This window comes from Halomonas sp. M1 (assembly GCF_029581375.1).
Lineage (GTDB): Bacteria > Pseudomonadota > Gammaproteobacteria > Pseudomonadales > Halomonadaceae > Vreelandella.
Window position 1 is genome coordinate 85940 of the sequence record NZ_CP121119.1, and the last position, 18882, is coordinate 104821.

At 56.4% G+C, this 18882-nt stretch carries 13 protein-coding genes; 5 read left to right on the forward strand and 8 right to left on the reverse strand.

Annotated elements, in window-relative coordinates:
* Positions 1-35 precede the first annotated feature (35 nt).
* From P8S54_RS00390 to P8S54_RS00405, 4 genes are all read right to left on the reverse strand, one after another.
* On the reverse strand, positions 36-1652 hold the full coding sequence (locus P8S54_RS00390; RefSeq protein ID WP_281442760.1) for an alpha-glucosidase family protein: 1617 nt from the start codon (positions 1650-1652) through the stop codon (positions 36-38).
* Positions 1653-1718: 66 nt separating this feature from the next.
* Positions 1719-2561: a carbohydrate ABC transporter permease gene (locus P8S54_RS00395; RefSeq protein WP_281442761.1), complete on the reverse strand. Its 843-nt coding sequence runs from the start codon at positions 2559-2561 to the stop codon at positions 1719-1721.
* Positions 2561-3556, reverse strand: a complete 996-nt coding sequence (locus tag P8S54_RS00400) for a sugar ABC transporter permease (protein ID WP_281442762.1) — start codon at positions 3554-3556, stop codon at positions 2561-2563. Before P8S54_RS00400 ends, P8S54_RS00395 begins: the two co-directional genes overlap by 1 nt.
* A gap of 14 nt (positions 3557-3570) precedes the next feature.
* Entirely contained in the window at positions 3571-4842 is a 1272-nt protein-coding gene (locus P8S54_RS00405; RefSeq protein ID WP_281442763.1) for an ABC transporter substrate-binding protein, read from the reverse strand.
* A 418-nt stretch (positions 4843-5260) separates the two neighbouring features.
* On the opposite strand from P8S54_RS00405, the gene P8S54_RS00410 reads away from it, so the two are divergent.
* From P8S54_RS00410 to P8S54_RS00430, 5 genes are all read left to right on the forward strand, one after another.
* On the forward strand, positions 5261-6796 hold the full coding sequence (locus P8S54_RS00410) for a carbohydrate porin (protein WP_281442764.1): 1536 nt from the start codon (positions 5261-5263) through the stop codon (positions 6794-6796).
* 378 nt (positions 6797-7174) lie between these two features.
* Positions 7175-8668, forward strand: coding sequence for a glucose-6-phosphate dehydrogenase (gene zwf, locus P8S54_RS00415; protein WP_281442765.1), 1494 nt, complete (start codon positions 7175-7177; stop codon positions 8666-8668).
* A gap of 1 nt (position 8669) precedes the next feature.
* A complete protein-coding gene (gene pgl / locus P8S54_RS00420) occupies positions 8670-9335 on the forward strand; it encodes a 6-phosphogluconolactonase (RefSeq protein ID WP_281442766.1) in 666 nt (221 codons plus the stop codon).
* Between the two features lie 42 nt (positions 9336-9377).
* Positions 9378-10040 (forward strand): bifunctional 4-hydroxy-2-oxoglutarate aldolase/2-dehydro-3-deoxy-phosphogluconate aldolase, encoded by a 663-nt coding sequence (locus P8S54_RS00425; protein ID WP_281442767.1) that lies wholly within the window; start codon positions 9378-9380, stop codon positions 10038-10040.
* Between the two features lie 181 nt (positions 10041-10221).
* On the forward strand, positions 10222-11703 hold the full coding sequence (locus P8S54_RS00430) for a glycoside hydrolase family 32 protein (RefSeq protein WP_281442768.1): 1482 nt from the start codon (positions 10222-10224) through the stop codon (positions 11701-11703).
* Between the two features lie 21 nt (positions 11704-11724).
* Here the strand turns inward: P8S54_RS00430 and P8S54_RS00435 are convergent, their stop codons facing one another.
* The 4 genes from P8S54_RS00435 to P8S54_RS00450 all read right to left on the reverse strand — a co-directional run bounded on the left by P8S54_RS00435 (position 11725) and on the right by P8S54_RS00450 (position 18880).
* On the reverse strand, positions 11725-12690 hold the full coding sequence (locus P8S54_RS00435) for a carbohydrate kinase (protein ID WP_281442769.1): 966 nt from the start codon (positions 12688-12690) through the stop codon (positions 11725-11727).
* 41 nt (positions 12691-12731) lie between these two features.
* Positions 12732-13697 (reverse strand): glucokinase, encoded by a 966-nt coding sequence (gene glk, locus P8S54_RS00440; RefSeq protein ID WP_281442770.1) that lies wholly within the window; start codon positions 13695-13697, stop codon positions 12732-12734.
* Positions 13697-15601, reverse strand: a complete 1905-nt coding sequence (edd, locus tag P8S54_RS00445; protein ID WP_281442771.1) for a phosphogluconate dehydratase — start codon at positions 15599-15601, stop codon at positions 13697-13699. Before edd ends, glk begins: the two co-directional genes overlap by 1 nt.
* Positions 15602-15784: 183 nt before the next feature.
* Positions 15785-18880, reverse strand: a complete 3096-nt coding sequence (locus P8S54_RS00450; protein WP_281442772.1) for an efflux RND transporter permease subunit — start codon at positions 18878-18880, stop codon at positions 15785-15787.
* Positions 18881-18882: the final 2 nt, after the last annotated feature.

Genomic DNA, 18882 nt, shown 5'->3' on the forward strand with positions numbered 1-18882 from the left:
GGGCCGGCTATCGTTATTAACTGTTGTAGGCGGCTTTAGGCAACCTGCATAAAGGCGGCTTGATAAGCAGGCAGCGTGAGTGTGCTGCCATCTCGCGTAGCGGTAAAGTTGGCCACTGAGTGGTCACTGGCAATCTCAACGGGCAGCGTAGTGTGCTGCTCTTGCCCTGTCAGGTTGAAGACGCACAGTAGCGTTTCGTCGCCTTGTTGACGGGTGAAACCAAGCAGATCTTCACCTACATCCACCAGGGTTAAGTCACCATCAAACAGCGCTGGGTGGCTGCTGCGAAACGCCAGCAGAGCACGTACGCTATTGAGCGTAGCATTCGGGTCATCTTGCTGGCGGCTAACGGCCAAATCTAGATGGCGGGTTTCCATCGGCAGCCAAGGCTCTACCGGGGAGAAGCCGCCTCGCACGCCGTCGGTCCACGGCATGGGCGTACGGCAGCCGTCGCGGCCCTTAAATTCCGGCCATAGTACTTTGCCGTAGGGGTCTTGAATGCGCTCGAAAGGTACGTCAGCTTCCGGCAGGCCCAGCTCTTCACCCTGATAAAGGCACACGCTACCGCGTAGCGAGAACAGCATAGCGAGCATGACTTTGGGGTAGGCCTTGGGGTCTTCATCGACTCCCCAGCGGGTCGCGCTGCGCACCACGTCGTGGTTAGAGGTTGCCCAGCAGGGCCAAGCGTCACCTGCCAAACGCTGGAAGCGCTCAATCACTTCGCGCAGGTAGCTGGCTGAGTGAGGCATGTTGAGCAAATCAAAGGTATACGCCATGTGCAGCTTATCGCCACCGGCGGTGTACTCCGCCATGCGCTCTAGCGGGTTGTCGTCTCCAATTTCGCCCACCGTCGTGGTGCCGGGGTACTCATCCATCAATGCGCGTAGGTCTTTCAGGAAGTCCAGGTTCTCTGGGCGGCTGAGGTCGTAGACATGGCGCTGCCAGGTATAGGGGTTTGCTTCCGGAGCGCCCAGGGTTTTGGCTTCGCCTTTCGGTACCGGCGGGTTGTCCCGCAGCTCGGCATCGTGGAAGTAGAAGTTGACCGTATCCAAGCGGAAACCGTCGACGCCCAAATCCAGCCAGAAACGCATGTTGTCGAGCTGCGCCTGACGCGCTTCCGGATTGTGGAAGTTCACGTCCGGTTGGCTGGTCAGGAAGTTGTGCAGGTAGTACTGCTGGCGGCGCGAGTCGAAGGTCCACGCTGAGCCACCAAAAATCGACAGCCAGTTATTAGGCGGCGTGCCGTCGGGCTTGGGGTCGGCCCATACGAACCAGTCGGCTTTCGGGTTGGTGCGATTCTGGCGGCTCTCTTTAAACCAGGGGTGCTGATCGGAGGTGTGGCTAATCACCTGATCAATCATCACCTTCAGGTCCAGCGAATGGGCTTTTTCCAGCAGCGCTTTGAAATCCGCCAGCGTGCCAAACATCGGGTCCACGTCGCAGTAATTGCTAACGTCGTAGCCAAAGTCGAGCATCGGCGAGGTGAAGAAGGGCGATAGCCAAATACCGTCCACATTCAACGACGCGACGTAATCCAGTTTCTCGGTGATGCCGTTCAGATCACCCACACCGTCGCCACGGCTATCTAAAAAGCTGCGCGGATAAATTTGATAAATCACGCCGCCGCGCCACCACATCGTATTGTCTTGCATTACTCAATTCCTTAAAACAGTGGCTGACGGATAAACATCAGCCCATCAATATAGTTGCTGCGTGGGTTAGCCTTTGACGGCACCCGCGGTCAGGCCCGACACAATGCGGCGCTGGAAAATGATCACCAAAATTACCAGTGGAACGGTGACCACCACGGAGGCGGCCATGATCGGCCCCCAGGGCAGCTCGTAGGCACTACCGCCAGACAGCAGCGCGATGGCAACCGGCACCGTACGCTGGGCATCGGTCAACGTGAACGTCAGGGCAAACAGAAACTCGTTCCAGGCAGCGATAAACGCCAGCAGCCCGGTCGTGGCCATGGCGGGCCACATGAGCGGTAAAAAGACCTTGGTAATAGTGACCCAGGGAGTGGCACCGTCCATGATGGCGGCTTCTTCCAGTTCCATAGGCAGCTGCTTCATAAAGGTAGTGAGCACCCACACAGTGAAGGGCAGGGTGAAAATGGTGTAGCTAAGAATCAGGCCTGCTGGGTTGTTGTAAAGGTTCAGCGCGCGAATAACTTCAAACAGCCCTGAAAGCACAGCGACTTGGGGGAACATGGAAACGCCAAGAATCACCAGCAGAACCGTGGAGCGCCCACGAAAACGCACGCGACCAAGCGCGTAGGAGGCGGTAATACCCAGCAACAAGGCAATGAATACTACGCTGAACGCGACGATGATGGAGTTGAAAATGGCTCGGATAAAGCTGGTTTGGCTAAAGATATGGACGTAGTTGTTCAAGTTCCAGTTGGAGGGCCATAGCTCCACGCGAAACAGGTCGCTAGAAGGCTTTAACGACGTGATGACCGCGTAGTAAAACGGGAATACCGCATACACCATAATGATGGCAATCAGAGCCCAGAATCCAACGCGTTTCGCTATTTTGGCTAGCTGACGAGTGGTCATCAGTCACCTCCTAGTTGAATCTGTTTGCGGCCGAGGTAGAGGTACGCAATGGTGGCTAGCGCAATAATTAAGAACAGCAGCGTGGATGCCGCACTGCCGTAACCTACGTCCTGAAATTCAACCAGCTGCTGGCGGGCGTAAACCGACATCGACATCGTGCTGGTGGAGTTTGAGGTGAGTACGTAAATGACGTCGAAGACTCGCAGCGCATCCAGCAGCCGGAAGATAACGGCGACCATCAGGGCTGGCGTAATCAAAGGCAGGGTGACTTTGAAAAATACCCGCAGTGGGTGAATGCCATCCACCTCGGCAGCTTCGTAGCAGTCTTTGGGGAGCATCTGTAGGGCGGCCAGCACCAGCAAGGCAACGAAGGGGATGGTTTTCCACACGTCGACCATGATGACTGCCCACATGGAGTAGGTGGCGCTAGCGGTCCATGCAATGGGGTTGTCGATAATACCCACTGCCATCAGCATGTGGTTAATGATGCCGAACTGATCGTTGAGCATCCACGCCCACATCTGGGCAGAAACAATCGTAGGGATCGCCCAGGGTATAAGTACCGCTGCCCGAACGATCACACGTCCTTTAAACTCAGCGTTCAAAATTAGTGCGACGATAACGCCAAACACGACTTCCAGCGATACCGACACCACCGAAAAATAGACCGTGTTCCACACCGAGCGCCACCAAATAGGATCGGCAAGTACGCCGTACCAGCGGCCATCGTCGTACACGAGATAGTTCTCAAAACCGATGAGATTGGCGGCACCCAGATCTGAAAGCGAGGCGTCGGTAAAGCTCAAGAAAAACGTACGCATTAACGGCCAACCAGCCACTAGGGTTAATGCAATGAGCATCGGCGCCAGAAAGAGCCAGGCGGCTTTGACGCGTTGGCGGCGTACTTTGGTGCCTCGATGACGCCGCGCAGGTGGCGCGATGGAGTGCGCCCCGAGGGGCGCATCGTTTTGCGAGGAGTGTGAAGAGCTCGGCATGGGGGTCTCCGCGATTACCAGTTGCGACGCTTAAGACGCAGCAGCTCGCCTTCTAGGTCTGCAACGGCCTGAGCGCCATCTTTGGTGCCAGAAAGCACGTCGTGGGAAGTGCTAAAAAACGCGTTGCTGACACGTCCATAGGCATCACCCGTGGGTGCTGAAGGGCGGGCAACGGCGTTCGTGAACGTGTCGTAAAGCGTGCCAAAGAAGGGGGCGGCATCCAGTACTTCTTGATCTTGGTAGAGTGCATCGATGGTCGGGTTATAAGAGGCCTGAATGGCACGCCGCTTCTGCTCCTCTTCCCCCGTTAGGAAAGCGACCAGATCGGCGGCAAGCTCTGGGTGCTCGCTGTAGCGGGAGACGGCTAAATTCCAGCCACCCAGTCCCGCCGCGCTCTGGCCCTCGTCACCGCCTGCTGGCAGTTGAATGACGCCCACTTTACCGCGCACATCGCTGTCATCGCTTTGTGCCAGTGACCAAGCATAGGGCCAGTTACGCATAAAAACGGCGTTGCCGCCCTGGAACACGCCGCGGGCTTCCTCTTCGGTGTAGTTCAAAACGCCCTCAGGAGCGATGTCACCAACCCAGGAAGCGGCGAGGTCAAGTGCTTGCGCGGCGCGCTCGTTGTTAATGGTCACTTCACCGTCGTTATCCACAACGGTGCCGCCGCCAAAGCTTGCGACCCATTCAAGGGCATTCACGGTTAAGCCTTCATAAGCGCGGCCCTGAAACACAAAGCCCTGCATGCGGTTATTGCCTTCAGACCGCTCAGCGCTTTGAATATCACGAGCAGTCTCGGTTAATGCTTGCCAAGTGGTGGGTACGTCATGGCCATGTTTTTCAAGCAGGTCTTCGCGGTAATACAGCACACCTGCATCAGTGAACCAGGGCATAGCCACCAAGCGGTCATTAATGGTGTTGTTGGTCACAATCGTGTCGAAGTGGCCCGCAGCGGCCTCTTCACCTAGCACCTCGCGTAGGTCCAACAGGTGATTGGCCAACAAACCAGGCCACACCACATCAATTTGCATGACATCAATGTCGCTAGAGTTAGCAGACAAAATTTGCTGATACAGCGATAAACGCTCGGTTGATGAGTTAGGCGTTGACACCACATCCACGCGATGGCCGGTTTTTTCTTCCCAAGCGCGTACGCCTTCTTGGCAAAGGGTCAGTTCCGCGCCAACGGCCCCACAAGAAATGGTTATTTCGGCCGCCTGGGCAGACCCAGTGGCACTGGCAATACTGGCCAAAGCAATGGCTGACGTGAGAAGTGTCTTTTTCATAACGGCGTTCCTCGGCGTTTATTGTTGTGGGTGATGATGTTGTGGATGATAAGTATCAAAGCGCTTGGTGCGCCTACTTAAACGATTAAGTAAGTTGCCAGTTAGCCGTCTGTTGGCGTGAAGTTCAATAGCGACTTTTGTCTAAAGCAATAAATGAATTTTATCTAACATAAACGAGTGGTTAGACATTGGTCGATAATTAGCAACAGCATGTTGGTTTACTGATACTTAATCGATTAAGTTTCAGGGGCTGCGACTCCTGAAGCCAATCTAGTGGTTGCTTTGCAACATCGAAGGAAAATTGGTGCGAGGGCAGGCATAACGAGTAAAGCAATAGCGGTTTAAAAACACTCGTTTTTTTAAGAAGAACAGATGTTTTTCAGAGCAGATGTTTTCCAGAACAATAGGATCTATAACAATGCATAAAACAGCGTTTAAAACTCCGCTGACTATTGCGGTGGCGGCTGCCAGCTTAGGCATGAGCGGGTTAGCCAGTGCCAACATGACCCTCGAAGAGCGTTTTGCCGAGCTTGAAGCGCGTATTGCCGCCGCTGAGCAGCGTGCTGATGCTGCCGAACGCCGCGCTGAAGTGGCCGAGCAGGGCACCTCCGTTCCTGCTACCAGTGCTCCTGCTGCTGCCACCACTGATGCTGATATTGAAGAGCGCCTAGCCCGAGTAGAACGCCGCTCTAACGGCGAGGAAGGTTTTGCATTCAATGTCTATGCGCGTTCAGGCCTGTTACTAGGCGAAGACCGTAAAAGTATCGATGGTGGCCCTTATGTTACGCCTGCCGGCAATCTTGGCGGCGCCGTGGGTCGTTTGGGGAACGAGCCTGATACCTACACAGAAGCCGTCCTCAACTACCGCATGCAGTTTGATAATGGCGCACGGGCACGCTATACCACCATGCTGGCGGCAGGCACTAACTCCAGTAACGATTGGGTTGGGGATGATACTAACCTAAACGTACGCCAAGCCTATGCGGAATTCAGCGACTTACCGAGTTTCACAGGGGTGTTTGAAAACGCCTCTATTTGGGCGGGTAAGCGTTTTGACCGCGACAATTTTGATATTCACTGGTTGGATAGCGACGTGGTGTTCCTGGCCGGCACCGGCGGCGGTATTTATGATATTCAGCTGGCGGATAATTGGAAATCAAACGTCTCGCTGTATGGCCGCAGTTTTAGCGAGTTTGACGTTATCAACCGTGAGAACCCCGGTCTAGACGGCGACGGTAGCAACACCGACAACCTGATCCTGACCTCCAACAACTACTTCGGTAACTGGCAGGTGATGGCCAACGTGATGTCCGCCGCGGATAATGATGAGCGCGATATTGGTGTGGGCCAAACCGCCGCCGATAGCGGCTGGCACACCATGGTGGCCTACCACGGTGACAGCTTTTTTGGCCTGGGCGAAGGGAACTTCAAAGCTGCCGTGCTGCATGGCCAAGGCTTGGGTGCGGAAGTGAAAGGGCTGGGTAGCAACGGTGACCTGACCGACGACGCCACTGCCACGCGCTTAGCTGTTTATGGCACCACTTACATTGCTCCGCAGTGGCGCATTGCGCCCTCGATTCTGGCAGAGGTCAGCGATGACCGCTTTGCTGATGGCGACAGCTACACCTGGGCAACACTGAATGTTCGTTTAGCTAACGAGATTACCCAGAACTTCGAGATGCAGTACGAAGGCAGCTATCAGTACATGGACCTTGACCCCAACGGTTTCAGTAGTCGCAATGCGGTTAGTGGCAACTTCGGCAAGTTTACCATTGCGCCTACCTTTAAGCCGGAAGTGGGTGGTTTCTGGAAACGTCCCGAAATTCGGCTGTTCGCCTCCTACACAGATTGGGACGCTGAGTTGAACGGCTACACTACCGAAGACTCTTTTGGTAACGATGGCTTTGCGGGCGGACAGTGGAGCTTCGGTGTGCAAAGCGAAATTTGGTTCTAGGGTGGGCAGGTAGCTTATCTAGCAACCGCTTGACGTCTAACGAATCTGTCAGGCAGGAACGGTCTTACCCATGCTGATTGCCCGCGACACGTCGCGGGCTTTTTATAGGTAAGTGCTGATTATAGGTAAGTGCTGATGATGAGTATTCACCAAATGACAGTAGTTAACCCTGCTTGCTGTTAACGTGATACAGCGTATGAAAAAGGCAAGTTCATTGTTAATGGAGTGCGCATTTTGTGATATGCCACTGTGTAAATATGCGATGACATAAAAATTTTGTAGTAAAATTACATTTAATATTGCGCTTAATGACTCGATTCAGATAGATTTTAGGTAATCTAACTACATTATAGCGCCTAATGATAAACAGGAGTTGAGATGAGCCAGTCACATGCACCGCTGGGCGACCCCAGTCATGCGATTGATTTAGCGCTGTTCGGGGCGTTAGGCGACCTTGCCATGCGCAAGCTGTTCCCTGCGCTGTATCATCTTGACCGCGAGGGCTTAATGCCCGAAAACACGCGGATCATGGGGCTGGCGCGTCAGGAGCACGACATTGCTGCGTTTCGTCAACTGGTCAGTGGTGCACTGCAAAAGCGCCTGAAAAAAGACGAGCAGGATAAAGAGAGCCTGGAGCGGTTCTTAAACCGCTTAGAGTATCTGACGCTCGATTTCGCAACGGTAGATGGCTACGACGCCATTCGCCAGTGGCGCGAAGGCTCCAAGCTTCCCATGGTGGTGTATCTATCCGTCGCGGCGCGCATCTATGGCGATATCTGCCACAACCTGCAGGCAAGCAATAGCCTGGATGACGACACCCGCGTGATTGTTGAAAAGCCGATTGGTTATGACTTGGCCTCTTCCGAGCAGATCAACGACGCTATTGGCGCTGTTTTCCCTGAATCGCGCATCTATCGTATTGACCACTACCTGGGTAAAGAGACGGTTCAGAACCTGATCGCCCTGCGCTTTGCCAATCCGCTGTTTGGCACGCAGTGGAACCAGAACCATATCTCCCACGTCGAGATTACCGTAGCCGAAAAGGTCGGCATCGAAGGCCGTTGGGGCTACTTCGACGATGCGGGCCAGCTGCGCGATATGGTACAGAATCATCTACTACAGCTGCTGTGCCTTATTGCCATGGACCCACCTTCGAATCTAGATGCCGACGCTATCCGCGATGAGAAGGTAAAAGTGCTTAAGGCGCTCAAACCGTTTACCGGCGAAGCGCTTGGCCGCGACGTGGTACGTGGCCAGTACATTGCGGGCACCAGCGATGGTCAGCCCGTGCCAGGCTACTTGGATGAAGAGGGTGCCAACACCCAAAGCCAAACCGAAACCTTCGTGGCCATGAAAACCGAAGTGGCCAACTGGCGCTGGGCAGGCGTGCCGTTTTACCTGCGTACCGGTAAGCGTATGCCGGAGAAGCTGTCGCAAATTGTGATTCACTTCCGTCAGCAGCCTCACTATATCTTCGATCCTGATCAGCGCAATATTGCCGCTAACAAGCTGATTATTCGCCTGCAGCCGGAAGAGGGCATTGCCCTTCAAGTGCTCACCAAGGATAGCGGCCTGGATAAAGGCATGCGCCTGCGCCCAGGGCCGCTGCACCTGGATTTCAACAACGCCTTCCCCAAATCGCGGATCCCAGATGCCTACGAGCGTTTGCTGCTGGAAGTAATGAAGGGGCAGCAGTACCTGTTTGTGCGCCGGGACGAAGTGGAGCACGCGTGGCGCTGGTGCGACCAGCTGATTGGTGGCTGGAAAACACGCGAAACCCCGCCGCGCCGCTACCCGGCGGGCTCGTGGGGGCCGGTTGCCTCCATTGCCATGATTACCCAGGATGGCCGTAGCTGGTACGAGGACTATTAAAATGAGCAACACACGACAAGCGCTCGCTGAGCAGCTAGCAGAAGCTGTTTACCAAGCCCTGGCCGACGACCTTAGCCACCAAGCGCGTGCGCTGCTGGTGGTGTCGGGTGGTTCAACGCCTGTGCCGTTTTTCAAGGCGCTGGCGCAAAAGCCACTGGCGTGGGCGCGGGTAGAGATTACCTTGGCCGACGAGCGCTGGGTGGATGAGCAGAGCAGCGACAGCAACGCCAAGCTAGTGCGCGACAACCTGCTACAAGGCCCTGCGGCAGCGGCTACGTTTGTACCGTTGACCTCTGATGCCGGTACGCCGGAAGAGGGCGTAGCAGCCGTGGCAGAAGCTACCGCAGGACTTGCCTGGCCTGCGAGCGTGGTAATTTTAGGTATGGGCGGCGATGGTCACACGGCTTCGCTGTTCCCAGATAGCCAAGAGCTGGGCCTGGCGCTCTCCACCGATGAGCCGCTGGTCGCCGTGCGCACCCCCAGCCAGCCGCAGCCGCGCATTACGTTTTCGGCGGCCCGCCTGCATCAGGCGAAGCGCCATATTCTACATATCACCGGCGACAATAAGCGTGCCGTATTGGCGAACGCCATGAGTGGCGACGATGTACGTACACTGCCCATTCGCGCCTTTCTATCTTGCCCGTTGGCGATCTATTGGGCGCCCTAATGCGTCGCCTTCGCCAATAATAAATTGCTTGGAGACTCACTCATGACCATCGATAAACAGCTACCCTCAACGCGCACCGCCGAGCTAGACAGCATCTGCTTAAAGGCAGAAGTGATTCCGGTGATTACCATCGAGCGCCTTGAAGACGCGGTACCGCTAGGCCGTGCTCTGGTGGAGGGTGGTCTGACCGTTTTGGAAATTACTCTGCGCACTGATTGTGCTCTGGAAGCCATCAAGCGTATGAAAGGAGCGCTGCCGGGCGCCAGCATTGGGGTGGGCACGGTACTCACGCCTGCGCAGTACCGCCAGGCCGAGCAGGTAGGCGCTGATTTCGTAGTGACGCCGGGTGCCACTGAAGCGCTTTACCGCTACGGCGTTGAGAGCCCGGTGCCGATGTTGCCGGGAGTATCGACTATTTCTGAGCTGATGACCGGTTGGCAGTTTGGCTACCGTCGTTTTAAGTTTTTCCCCGCTGAATCCAGCGGCGGTGCCAAAGCGCTTAAAGCGTTTGGCGCACCGATTCCTGAAGCACGTTTCTGCCCCACGGGAGGTATTACCTTAGACAACGCTGAAACCTACCTCTCACTGCCCAACGTAATGTGTGTAGGCGGCTCCTGGCTAACGCCGAAAGCGATGGTCGATGCCGAAGATTGGGACGGCATCCGCGAACTGGCCCGCCAGGCTGCCGAGCGTTTCCACCACTAATTTGTAACACCGTATAGAGAACTCTCGTCACTTGCCTCACTGATATCGGGTCGTGTGAGCAAGACGTTTGCCCGAGCATGTTGCCATGCTCGGGCTTTTTTGTGTTTACGCCTAAAGGGGGTGCTTCCGTTTGCTAACAGTCGTGATACGCTAACTTAAACGATTAAGTTAAGGTTTAAGCATGACGTTAGCGGATTTTGAGCCCCAACGCCCGGCGGTGCACTTCGCGCCGCCGATGGGGTGGATGAACGACCCCAACGGGCTGGTGTTTTTTGACGGCGAGTACCATCTGTTTTATCAATTTCACCCGTTCAGCACCGTCTGGGGGCCAATGCACTGGGGGCATGCGGTTAGCCGCGACCTGTGCCACTGGCAGCATTTGCCCATTGCGCTGGCACCCAACGAAGAGGGCGCCAGCTTTTCGGGTAGCGCCGTGGTGGATGAGCACGATGTAACGGGGCTGTTTGACGGCCAGCCGGGGCTGCTGGCGTTTTACACCTGCCACCGGGTGCTCTCTGATGACCCGGAAGATTACCAGCAGTCCCAGTTCCTGGCTTACAGCCGCGATAAGGGCCGCACTTGGCAGCGCTACGAGCGTAACCCCATTCTGCCGCCGCCAGGATTTAAGGACTTCCGCGACCCTAAAGTGGTTTGGCATGGCCCCAGCCAGCGCTGGGTGATGGCGCTGGCCTGTGGGCAAGAGATTCACTTCTATACCTCCCACAACCTGCTGGAGTGGCAGTTTGCCAGCGCCTTTGGTGACGGCGAGGGCGCGCATACTCAGCACCCCTGGGAGTGCCCGGATCTGTTTGAGCTAGCGGTAGAAGACGCTGGCCCTAATGAGCCCGCTACGCGGTGGGTGTTGGTGGTCGGCATTGGCGCCACGCCGGATAACCCGTTTGGCTCGTTTACCCAGTACTTTGTAGGCGAGTTTGATGGCCAGCGATTCACCAATGACAACGCCCCAGGCGCTGTGCTGATGATGGATGAAGGGCGAGATTTTTACGCCGTGCAGAGCTGGTCGAATACGCCTGGGCGGCAGCTGGCGCTGGCATGGTTGAACAACTGGCAGTACGCCAACCATGCCCCTGAAACGGGCTGGCGGGGCACGATGAGCCTGCCACGAGAACTTACGCTGCACGCGACTTCTCGTGGGGTGCGGTTACATCAGCGTTTTGCGCGCGAAGCAGGTCAAGCGCTGAGTGCCCCAAGCCACATATCGCCTCGCTCGGTGCAAACAGCGAGTGAGCACTGCATCGCCTTGCCAGAGGGTGAGGCGGTTTACGGCCAGCTGACGCTGGTACTTAAAGCAGGAACGAAGCTGGCGTTATCGCTACAGCAGGGCAATCAGCAGCGGTTATGGCTGACGGCGGGGGAAGCAATAACCTCGCTCCGCTACGAGCGGCAGGGAAGTAACGGGCAGGCTGCATTCGACGAGCACTTTGCTTGCGATCATGCTGCTGACAGCGTCGATGGGCTAACGGTCACGGTGGAGTGGTGGTGCGATCACGGCACGCTGGAAATGCTGATCGGAGGAGCCACCGAGCAGCGCAGCATCACTCAGGTGAGCTTTGTCGATCATCGCCGTCAACCAGTTACGTTGGAAGTGATCAGCGGGCAGGTAGATGTCATGGAAGGGGCTATTCAAAGCGTCGTCGAGTAGCGTGCTCGACGATGCTGAGTGCTAGCCTGCCGAGCTGCGCAGGGCTTCAATATCGGCGTGGGTGGGCAGGGCGGCATAAGCGCCGGGGCGGGTGACCGCGTGGGCGCCGCAGCGGCAGGCGATATCTACAGCGCTGGCGAGAAATTCGCTATCTTGATGCCAGTTGTCTGTTAGGCCGTAGCGGGAGAGCTCCGCCAGCAGACCGCCAATAAAGGCATCGCCACCGGCGGTGGTATCCACTGCCGTTACGCTGGGCGGCGTCACGGTTTGGTCAATGCCGATGCCTTTGAGCACCACATTATTCGGGCCGTCGGTAATCACCACCACTTTGACGCCTGCGGCGAGCCGCTGAGCAATCCACGCGTCTTGCGGGTGGTCGCCCCGCAGGTAGTCCAGCTCTTCAAGAGAGACTTTCAGCAGCTCCGCACTATCAATCAGCTCGGTCACCCGCCACACATCCGCTGAGCCATCCGCCCACAGGTTGTGGCGCAGGTTAGCATCCACACTCACTAGGCAGCCCGCCCGCTTGGCCATGGCGGCAATCGCCAGGGTGGTGTCTGCGATCTCTGGGTCGGTTAGGCTGTTGCTGCACAGGTGAACAATAGCAGGCTGCTCAAACACGCCGTGGGGCAAGTGCTCCAGGCGGTAGAGCAGGTCGGCCGCGGGTGGGCGGTAGAAATCAAAGGTGCGCTCGCCGCTGCTGTCGCGGGAAACAAACGCCAGCGCCGTGCGGGCCTCTTTGGTAAGCACGACCCCGTGAGTATCTACGCCGTGGCTTTTCAGCTCATTAATCAAAAAGTGCCCAAAGGTATCGTCACCCACCATGCCCAAGAACTGGCTAGGTACGTTCAGCCGTGCGCAGGCCACCGCCACATTGGCCGGTGCGCCGCCTGCGTAGGGGGTGAACGTCTCTGGCCCTTTGGTATCACCCAGGCGGCTAGAGAGCATATCAATCAAAGCTTCACCGAACGCAATCACCGGCGTCATGGGTTACTCCTTTTAGTTAGGGCGGATTTTCATCAAGAGGGTCAGAAAACTTCTTCGTTATGCAGCGCTTCGGCGGCACCCAGCAGGCCGGTCCAGGGGTGGGTCACAATCCACACCGGAATATCGGCGTTGTACGCGCCCATGCGCCCTTTATTAACAAAGCTTGAGCGCAGTTCGCACTTAGGCAGCCACTCTAATAAGCGGGGCAGAATGCCGCCGCACAGATACACGCCGCCGCGTGCGCCCATGGTCAGGGTCGCATCGCCGCACACGTCACCAAGAATTTTCAAAAAGCGCAGCAGGGTGGCGGTGGCTATGGCATCGCCCTCGTTAGCTGCTTGGGTCACCTCGGCGGGTGTCTCGCAGCGCGGCGATTGGCCTTCTAGGGTGCAGTGCGCTTGGTAAAGCTCTAACAACCCCTGGCCGCACAGAATGCGTTCCACACTCACACGCTGGTGGCGCTGTAAAAACACGTCCAACAGCGCGCGTTCGGTGGTGTCGGTAGGCGCAAAGGTGACGTGGCCGCCCTCGGTGGGCAGTGGAATCCAGGCGTGCTGGCCGGGGAATACCCCGGCAACGCCCAGGCCCGTACCTGGGCCAATGACCAAGCGGGTCGAGTGCGACTGGGCTTCCCCAGGCTGCACTTCCACCAGGTTATCTTCCCCCACGTGGGGCACGCCCAGCGCCTGGGCGGTGAAGTCATTGATGACTTTAAACAGCGATAGATTCAGCGCCTGCTGAACGTCGCTTTTCATAAAGTCCCAATGGTTGTTGGTCATCTTTACCCGCTCGGCGTGCACCGGGCAGGCGAAGGCCAGGCAGGCTTCTTGCGGGGCGTTATCGCCCGTTGCGCCTACACGGGCGAGATAGTCCTGAATCGCTTCAATGACGCCGGGGTAGTCGGCGCAGGGCAGATTAAGAATGTCGTGGGGCGTGACCTCGCCCGGCGTGACCAACGCCAGGCGAGCATTCGTGCCGCCGATATCGCCGATGAGTGCTGGTCGCATCAGGCGTCCTCTTGTAAGATTTGCCCCTGCTGACGAGCGAGATCGTCTGCTTCAAAGCCGCCCAACGAGCCAGCGCCCTCTTCACCGCGCATCGCCAAGTGGCGGAAGCCCGAAAACAGCTCGCGGCCCAGGCCAACGTGGTAGTGGTCAAGGTTCGCCACCACGCGCTCGCGGTCGGCCCAGGTGGCCGCATCCACTTTGGCTTCCAGGGTGCCGGTGTTGGCATCCAGGCGCACCACGTCGCCATCGCGCAGTTTGGCAAGCCCGCCGCCGTCCAGCGCTTCCGGGCTCATGTGGATAGAGGCGGGCACTTTGCCCGACGCACCGGACATGCGGCCATCGGTAACCAGCGCGACCTTGAAGCCACGGTCCTGGAGTACGCCGAGGAAGGGGGTGAGTTTGTGCAGTTCGGGCATGCCGTTGGCTTTGGGGCCTTGGAAGCGAACCACCACAATCACGTCGCGATCCAAGTCGCCGGACTCAAACGCCGCTTTCATGTCGTTTTGATCTTCGAAGATCTTCACCGGCGCTTCTACCACGCGGTGCTCTTCAGCCACTGCCGAGACTTTGATGACGCCACGGCCCAGGTTGCCTTTCATCACAGTCAGGCCGCCGGTGGCAGCGAAGGGTGTGGCGACCGGGCGTAGCACTTCTTCGTCCAGGCTGTTTTCCGGGCCTTCGCGCCATACCACTTTGCCATCTTCCAGGAAGGGCTCTTGGGTGTAAGCGGTGAGGTTGGTGCCAAACACGGTAGGAATGTCGCCGTGGAGCAGGCCCGCGCCCAGCAGTTCGCGGAACAGGTAGCTCATGCCGCCCGCTGCCTGGAAGTGGTTAATATCCGCCTGACCGTTAGGGTAGACCTTCATGATGCTGGGCGTTACCGCTGAAAGGTCGGTGAAGTCGTCCCAGTTGAGCGTAATACCCGCCGCTGCCGCCATGGCGATCAGGTGCAGGGTGTGGTTGGTAGAACCGCCAGATGCCAGCAGGCCAACCACGGCGTTCACAATGGCGCGCTCATCGATCTGCTTGTAGAACGGGCGATACTCGCCGCCGGGTTCGGTGTTGCGGATGGTTTGCTCGGTGGCGTAGCGGGTCAGCGCTTCGCGCATCTCGGTGCCTGGGTTCACAAACGAGGTGCCCGGCAGGTGCAGGCCCATCACTTCCATCATCAGCTGGTTAGAGTTGGCGGTGCCGTAGAAGGTGCAGGTGCCGGGGCTGTGGTAGGAGTCGGACTCCGCTTGCAGCAGCTCTTCGCGGCCCACTTTGCCTTCGGCGTATAGCTGGCGAATGCGCGCTTTCTCCTTGTTCGGCAGGCCGCTGGGCATGGGGCCGGCGGGTACGAACATGGCGGGCAAGTGGCCAAAGCGCGCGGCACCGATAAACAGGCCCGGTACGATTTTGTCGCACACGCCCAGGTAAATAGCAGCATCGAACATGTTATGTGAAAGACCCACGGCGGTGGCCATGGCGATCAAGTCCCGAGAAAACAGCGAGAGTTCCATGCCCGGTTGGCCTTGAGTTACGCCGTCGCACATGGCGGGCACGCCACCGGCAAACTGCGCGGTAGAGCCCATGGCGCGGGCGGCCGCTTTGATGGTTTCTGGGAAGGTTTCAAACGGCTGGTGGGCCGACAACATGTCGTTGTATGAAGAAATAATCCCCAGGTTGGCGCTGTTCATCAGCTTCAGGGAGTCTTTCTCCTGGGCGCTACAGGCAGCAAAACCATGGGCCAGATTGCCGCAGGAGAGCTCAGAGCGGTGAACACCGCGCTTGTGCTGGTCGGCCATGCGGCGCTCGTAGAGGGCACGCCGCTCGGCAGAGCGCTCACGAATGCGTTGGGCAACCTCGGCAACGGTCTCATTTAAGGTGGCGGGTGCTGAGCTAAGTGGTGTTGAACCAGGCATATTGACCTCTGCGCTGTGGGGGCGACAAACTGGATTTGTAGTTATCTTACGTATTTAATAGCCTTTAAGAGATATTTTACGGTAAAAAAAGCCAGCATTGTAGTTTTATTACCATATTGTTGACAGGAGTAGCAAAAGGCCAGCCTAGCCACTTACGTCGCTTAGGCGGGCCATCTTAGTGGTTTAGCTCTCTACTTCGTCGCTTTTTATGCTGAATAGCATGGCATAAAGAGTAGGAACCGCCACTAGGGTAAGTAACGAGGCGAACGCCAAGCCCCCCATAATAGTGACAGCCATGTTATTGAAGAACGCATCTACCAATAGGGGCAGCATGCCTAAAATAGTGGTGCCTGCGGCAAGGAACACGGGGCGTAGACGGCTGATACTGGCATCTATCAGCGCAGTAAAGCGCGCTTTGCCTTCATTGATCTGCCCATCTATTTCGTCCACTAACACAATGGCGTTCTTCATCAGCATGCCCGAGAGGCTAAGCATCCCCAAAAGCGCGGTGAAAGAGAAGGGGAGCCCTGATAACAGCAGCCCAATCACTACGCCGCATACTGACATGGGCACCACTAGCCACACGATAAGCGGCTGTTTGAGTTTGCCAAAAAGCAGTATGGAGATAAGTAGCATTACCAGCAGGCTGATGGGTAGCTGTTGGGCTAACCCCGCCTGTGCTTCGCTGGAGTCTTCATGCTCGCCACCCCACTCCAACCGATAGCCGGGTGGCAGGGCAATGGACTCGATTTCCCCTCGAATGGCATCGAAGGCTTGTGCTGCTGTGTAGCCTTCAGCGGGGTCTGCGCCAACGGTTAAAGTACGCAAGCGATTACGTCGCTGTATTAACGACTCTTCGCTTTGTAACTCAAACGCTGTCACCACTTGACTGATAGGGACAAAGCGCTGCTGGGCGGCGCTCCATACGTTACGATCTTGAAGTAGTGCCACATCGTCACGTTCTGGAGAGGTTGGTCGCACCACAATGGGGAGTAAATGCTCTCCTTCACGGTAGGTACCCGCACGAACACCCGATGAGGCAAACTGCAGCGTTTGGGCAATATCTTCCCTGGATACGCCGGCAATACGAGCGCGCTCGTCGTTAATGTGCGGTACGACTATCATCTCTTGTTGGCGCCAATTATTCCTCGGGTCGATCAAGTAGGGGTTAGCCGCTATACGGCGTTCCGCTTCCGCCGCTAGTTCGCGTAATACCGTGGGAGAAGGCCCTTGAAAGCGCGCCTCTATATCCGCGCCATCGCCAGGGCCAAACTGTAGCCGCTGCGTGCGCACCTGGGCATCAGGAAACGTCTCGTTAAGGTCACGGTAAAGCTGGCGATCAAGATCCGGTATAACGTCTATATCTTCGGTACGCACCATCAACTGTATATATGCGGAATTTGGCTGTTCTGGGGCATACGTAAGCATAAAGCGGGTTGCGCCCTGGCCAATAAAGCTAGCCACTGAAGAAACGCCTTCCTGCTCTAATATATAGGCTTCGATTTCTTCGGCGTGATGGGCCGTCGCGCGAATGTCGCTGCCCTGGGGCAGCTCCACATTAACCAAAAATAGCGGCGTTGTGGATTGTGGAAAGAATGATTGAGGTAGATGCGTAAAGGCCCATATACAAACAGCCGTTACCACTACCAATATAGAGACCGTGATAATGCGTAAACGCAGCGCGAGTATGAGCAACCTTCGGTATGTCCGATAAAAAAAGCCGCCGTAAAGCTCTCGTTTACTGAGATCTTCCTCGCTGCTTTCGGGTTGGTCGGTAGCGTTGTCTGAGTCCGTTTCCTCTTTACGCAGCAGGTAGTAACCAAATAATGGCGTCACCGTAATAGCCAGTAGCCAGCTTAATAGCAGTGACACCAGAATGACGATGAACAGTGAGAAAAGGAATTCACCAGTAACATCGTCTGAGAGCCCGATGCCGGCAAACGCCATAATGCCAATAACCGTCGCCCCCAAAAGCGGTAGCTGGGTGCGGTTGGCAGCTTTGCTGGCGGCTTCCTTGGCGCGCTCACCTCGCTTGATGTTGCTGACCATGCCCTCAGCAACCACGATGGAGTTATCGACCAGCATCCCCATGGCAATAATTAACGCGCCGAGTGACACCCGCTCCATATCAATGCCCAGTAGGCCCATAAACAGCAGCGTACCTAGCACGGTAAGCAGTAGGGTACTGCCGACCACCACGCCAACCCGCCACCCCATGACGAGACACAGCACGCCAATGACAATGGCCACCGACATCAACAGGTTGAGCAAGAAATCGTTAATGGCATCGTTAACCACATGGTGCTGTTCGTAAAGGGGATGAAGCTCTACGCCAAGCGGGATTCTGCTCTTAAGCTCCTCCATGCGAGCTTCAACTGCTTCACCTACTTCAATAATGTTTTCGTTGGCCAGACCTGCAATGCCGATAGTGAACGCGCTTTGGCCATTGTAGCGAATGAGGTGCCTGGGCAGTTCGCTTGGTTGGCGATAAATATCGGCAATATCGACTAACGAGATTTGCTCTGTTGTGCCAGGGCGGCCTATGCGGATGGCTTCCATTAACGCCGTGCTATCAATATCACTGCGCGCCACCAAGCGCACTTGGCGGTCGCCAATGCGAAGGCTGCCTGCATTTTCCACGGTGTTTTCCGTTTGAATCGTATTGATGACCTGCTCAATGGGAATGCCAAGCGTGGTTAGCCGTTCGTTCGATATATCGATGTAAATTGTTTCTTCGCGCTCACCGGCGGTGATTACCCTGGCAACGCCGGGCACGGCAAGCAGCTCTCGCTGTAAAAAAGTAGAAATGTCGCGAATTTCACGGGTGGTAAAACCATCCGCGGTCACCGCATAAAAAAGCCCGTAAACCTCACCAAAATCGTCGTTGATTTGCGAGCCAAGCACGCCGGTGGGGAGGTCGCTTTGCGCATCATGGATCTTGTTACGCAGCTCATCCCAAATTTGCGGCAGCTGATTACTGTGGTAGCTAGGGTGCACTTCTACTTTGATTTCTGAGCGTCCAGGCAGCGACTTCGACTCGATAACGTCGATCTGCTCCATTTCCTGGATAGCGCGCTCAAGGCGTTCGGTGACCTCATTTTCTACTTCTGTCGCGGTGGCGCCAGGATAGGGCGTATTAATAATAGCGTTAGGGATGGTGAAGGATGGGTCTTCGAGTTTGCCGACGGCGTTATATCCCCACAAACCACCAAATAAGCAAATTAAGACGATTAGCCACGTGTTTAAAGGCCGTTCTATGGACAGCTTTGCGATATTCATAA

Excerpts from the sequence above, each read along its gene's own strand:
- P8S54_RS00435 (WP_281442769.1), bottom strand. The coding sequence starts at position 12,690 with ATGACGCCGGTGATTGCGTTCGGTGAAGCTTTGATTGATATGCTCTCT.
- pgl (WP_281442766.1), top strand. The coding sequence starts at position 8,670 with ATGAGCAACACACGACAAGCGCTCGCTGAGCAGCTAGCAGAAGCTGTT.
- P8S54_RS00405 (WP_281442763.1), bottom strand. The coding sequence starts at position 4,842 with ATGAAAAAGACACTTCTCACGTCAGCCATTGCTTTGGCCAGTATTGCC.
- P8S54_RS00450 (WP_281442772.1), bottom strand. The coding sequence starts at position 18,880 with ATGAATATCGCAAAGCTGTCCATAGAACGGCCTTTAAACACGTGGCTA.
- P8S54_RS00425 (WP_281442767.1), top strand. The coding sequence starts at position 9,378 with ATGACCATCGATAAACAGCTACCCTCAACGCGCACCGCCGAGCTAGAC.
- glk (WP_281442770.1), bottom strand. The coding sequence starts at position 13,697 with ATGCGACCAGCACTCATCGGCGATATCGGCGGCACGAATGCTCGCCTG.
- P8S54_RS00395 (WP_281442761.1), bottom strand. The coding sequence starts at position 2,561 with ATGACCACTCGTCAGCTAGCCAAAATAGCGAAACGCGTTGGATTCTGG.
- P8S54_RS00430 (WP_281442768.1), top strand. The coding sequence starts at position 10,222 with ATGACGTTAGCGGATTTTGAGCCCCAACGCCCGGCGGTGCACTTCGCG.
- edd (WP_281442771.1), bottom strand. The coding sequence starts at position 15,601 with ATGCCTGGTTCAACACCACTTAGCTCAGCACCCGCCACCTTAAATGAG.
- P8S54_RS00400 (WP_281442762.1), bottom strand. The coding sequence starts at position 3,556 with ATGCCGAGCTCTTCACACTCCTCGCAAAACGATGCGCCCCTCGGGGCG.
- P8S54_RS00410 (WP_281442764.1), top strand. The coding sequence starts at position 5,261 with ATGCATAAAACAGCGTTTAAAACTCCGCTGACTATTGCGGTGGCGGCT.
- P8S54_RS00390 (WP_281442760.1), bottom strand. The coding sequence starts at position 1,652 with ATGCAAGACAATACGATGTGGTGGCGCGGCGGCGTGATTTATCAAATT.
- zwf (WP_281442765.1), top strand. The coding sequence starts at position 7,175 with ATGAGCCAGTCACATGCACCGCTGGGCGACCCCAGTCATGCGATTGAT.